Genomic DNA, 3960 nt, shown 5'->3' on the forward strand with positions numbered 1-3960 from the left:
TTTTTAAACGCAAAAGTTTCTATGATTTATGGCACAGAAGACGAATATTTAAATAACGAACGCATTTTACAAGAAACAAAGAGAGCCCAAGAACTATTTGGAAAGAACTTACATATAATTCCCTTTGAAGGAAAGCACGAAGTCAACGTCAAACTTATTAAAAGTTTAGTTTAAATATCATGAAAATCCCTCATCTAGAAAATAGCCATGTCAAGCTTACTTTAATGGATTTGAGCAATTATAAGTATGTACAAGATATTGCTGCCGAAAAAGATCTCATCTTCTACTCGCCTAGCGGAATTTCGACACCAGAAGAATTAAAGACATATGTGCAAATTGCCGTGGACGGATATTACACAAAAACAACCATTCCATTTATTGTTTACGATAAAACAAAACAAGCGTATGCCGGAAGTACGCGCTTTGGATTTATTAATTGGAAAAACAAGACCTTACATATTGGTTGGACTTGGTTAGGACGAGAGTTTCATGGTACTGGATTAAATAAACACATCAAGTTTTTAATGCTTCAATATGCTTTTGAAGTATTGGAATTTGAAAAAGTGGAGTTTAGAATTGACGAACGAAATATTCGCTCTAGAAAAGCAGTTGAAAAAATTGGCGCCACTTTGGAAGGCATCCTAAGAAAAGACACTTTAATGCCAGACGAACATAGAAGAAACACCTGTTGTTATGGCATTTTAAAAGAAGAATGGCCAGAAATTAAAGCTGGGATTTTTAAAGGGTTTTAACACAAAATTAAAGCCCTTGAAAATTTCCAAGGGCTTTATAATTTTATGCTGGCAATCTACATTTTGTTACCAATAATTTCCCTTCCACCTTGTAAAAGTGTTACGCTTTCAACATTGCCATCCGTATTCTTATTAAAAGTTAATTGTGCTGTTACAACTTTTAGATAGAATACATTTTCAGATTTTGGAAAAACATCAAAAACGGGTTGTCCTGTAGCTTGTGCTTTTAATTGATTGCCTTCTTTGGTAACCGTAAGTATAAACCCTGGGGCAAGTTGATAGTTACCAACATAGTTTTGCAAGATGTTATCTGCTACAACGACATCTTTTTCTAAATCGGAAACATCTACTCCTAGTTTTTTCAAATAATCAATCCCATTTTGATTATTTGGATCCATTTCTACAGATTTTCTGTAATTTTCTATAGCTAATTCATTCTTTCCTTGTTTCAGTAATCCTTCGGCATAACTATCATAAACATTGGAGGATTTTGGAAAAGCTTCTACATTCAGTTTAAATACAGAAATAGCTTCTTCTACTTTTCCAGATTGTAATAATTGATAACCAACGCTATTCATATCACTTTCATTTAAATCATAAGCGTCAGAAGATTTAATGGAATTATAATACACTAAAGCGGCATCTATTCCACTAGCTGCTATTTTTTCAGCCAAGGCATTTGCGATAGATTTTTTAGGAAAATCATACGGCTTATCATACATAATACCACGAATTGCCCGAGCCATTTCATTAAGAGGCGCTCCTCCTGTATTATTCAATAGTACAATTAACGATTTATCTGATGGAGCTCTAGTAATTAAAGTATTGAACCCGTTTATACCTCCTCCATGACCAATAGTTTCTATACGGTTTTCTGTGTTTCCAATTTGTTCACTTCCTATAAACCACCCATAACCATAAAATCCGCCACCCGCTTTTATATATTCCTTAAAAAACAAATCCATAGACTTTTTAGAAAGAAGTTTATTGGTATATAACCCTTGATCCCAAAGGTATAAATCTTCAACTGTAGAATATAAGGATCCTGCGGCATAAGGAATAGACATGTCTATATATTTAGAGTTTTCAAAATTACTGCCATTCTTTTCGTAGCCAGTAGCTCTGTTTTTTAAAATAGTTTCGTGATGGTCATAACCGGAATCTTTCATATTTAAAGGTATAAATATGTTCTCTTGAAGCATCTCCTCATAAGTTTTCCCAGAAATCTTTTCAATTAAAACACCTAACAAAAAATAACCGGAATTACTGTAACTAAATTTTTCCCCTGGACTAAACTCTAAATCCATTTCAGAAAATTTCTTTACGAATTCTGTTGGCGTATAAGGGTTTCTACTTTCATTCTTAAAAAAATCGGGGAAGGAGGTGTAATTTGGAATCCCAGAAGTGTGCGTTAATAAGTGATGTGTTGTAATTTTATCTCCATTCTTGTTAGGATAATCTGGAAGATATTTTGTTATGGGCGCTTGTAAATCGATTTTACCAGCTTGAGCCAACTGAAGTATTAACATAGCAGTAAATTGCTTGGTTATGGATCCTAATCTATGTTTTGTATTTGGGGCATTGGGAATATCCCATTCCATATTTGCCATACCAAAACCTTTTGTGTAAATAATTTTTCCGTTTTCCGCTACTAGAACAGAGCCATTAAACGTTTTGTAATCTGTATAAGTATCTATAAGTTTGGTTAATTGTTCTTCTTTGCTCTGTCCAAAATTGACGTTTACAAAAAAAAGTAATAGTAAAAGCGCTAATACATTTGATCTCAAAATTTGGTAATCTAATTGTCGTTTCATGATGATTGTTTTTGATTGATTAAAAATATATGACGACTTAGAGTGCCAATAAGTTACAATAAAAACCATACATTTTTATAAACCTCCTTGTTCCTCATAAAAAAACTTCTCTAAAAACGTGTGTTTTTAGAGAAGTTTTACTTTTGGATTACAAACAGATATTCCTATTTCTCAATTGGAATCTCCCACTCGGCACCACTAATATCAATAAGTTTTAGAGTGTAAGTTTCATTTTCCGCATATTCAACACCCTTTAAACCAATGGTTAGAATTGCCTTAGAACCCAATGGAATAATTAAACTATGTTTTCCTGGTTTCACTTTAGCTACATAGTAGTTGTCAATATGCTCCAAATTGAACTTAGAAAGATCAGCACCATTTTTATCCATAACTATATTACCACGACTATCCAATACCTGGATTCCAATTAAAAACGAACCATAAACATCCACGCCCTCAACTCTATAAACCTCAAATTGTAAGGTATTGTTTTTTATAGAAGCATCGCTAAGTTCTAATTTTGGTTTCACGGATTTATTATGAAGCGTTCCAAATACACCTCCATGAAAATACTGATTGGTATATAAGGTTAAAGCGAAAATTCCTAAAGCTCCAACTAGAACTATTTGTTTTAAATTTCTTATCGGTAAAACTCCAGAACCTAGGAAAGAGAACCATTTGGTTTCTGTAAATTTAAATTTCCTATCCATAAAAAATTTATCCATGGAATAATAACCACTTCCACTTAAAAACAACGCAAAACCACTGGCTATTCCTAAAACACCTATTTGCCATTCATCCAAGCAGGTTGTTCCAATCCAGCCAGATCCCAATAAAATTCCCATGGCCAAAAAGAAAACGCCAATACTCATTAAGCGCGTAAACAAACCAAACATAATAAAAAGCCCTACAATTCCTTCAATAATTGTAAAGGCCACCATATGCCACCACAAAATATCCGGGTTGGATACCAAATATTCAATTAGAGGTTTAATTCCTAAAGCATTAGGCAAAAAATGATTAAATTTTTCGCCAATATACCCCGCCTCTTCTGGGTTTAGCTTGTTTTCTAAAATTAGTCTGCGCCAAAAAGCTGAAAAATAAGTCCACCCAATAACTAGTCTGATAGACAACGTGAAAAGTCCAGTCGTATGAAACGACTGTTTATCAGTAAAATGTTTCATTAAAATTGATATTTATATAAATTGTTGATTAAAAAGTATGGCAAGAAGAGATTACGCCATATCGAGTTTTAACCGACTATATAAAATATATAAGGGACGACCGAGGTTTGAAGATTTTTTGGATTGTTTTGCTAAGTTTCCTTCTTTCGAATCTGCTAAAATTAGCGGAGGATGAATAGCTGCCAAAACAAGTAAATTAACATCAAAATC

At 33.2% G+C, this 3960-nt stretch carries 3 protein-coding genes; 1 reads left to right on the forward strand and 2 read right to left on the reverse strand.

Annotated features, from left to right (window positions below; translation table 11 throughout):
* The first annotated feature begins 179 nt into the window (after positions 1 to 179).
* Positions 180 to 752, forward strand: coding sequence for a GNAT family N-acetyltransferase (locus VKY47_RS05715; protein WP_324311119.1), 573 nt, complete (start codon positions 180 to 182; stop codon positions 750 to 752).
* Positions 753 to 808: 56 nt separating this feature from the next.
* Here the strand turns inward: VKY47_RS05715 and VKY47_RS05720 are convergent, their stop codons facing one another.
* Together VKY47_RS05720 and VKY47_RS05725 are read right to left on the reverse strand one after the other, a co-directional pair.
* The gene (locus VKY47_RS05720; protein ID WP_324311120.1) at positions 809 to 2566 is read right to left on the reverse strand and encodes a serine hydrolase; all 1758 of its coding nucleotides are present in this window, start codon (positions 2564 to 2566) and stop codon (positions 809 to 811) included.
* Between the two features lie 164 nt (positions 2567 to 2730).
* Positions 2731 to 3750 carry a TQO small subunit DoxD gene (locus tag VKY47_RS05725; protein WP_324311121.1) on the reverse strand — a complete coding sequence of 340 codons (1020 nt, stop codon included), beginning with the start codon at positions 3748 to 3750 and terminating at the stop codon, positions 2731 to 2733.
* Positions 3751 to 3960 lie beyond the last annotated feature (210 nt).

Origin of the sequence: Xanthomarina sp. (assembly GCF_035306705.1) — a bacterium.
In the GTDB taxonomy this organism is placed as follows: Bacteria; Bacteroidota; Bacteroidia; order Flavobacteriales; family Flavobacteriaceae; genus Xanthomarina.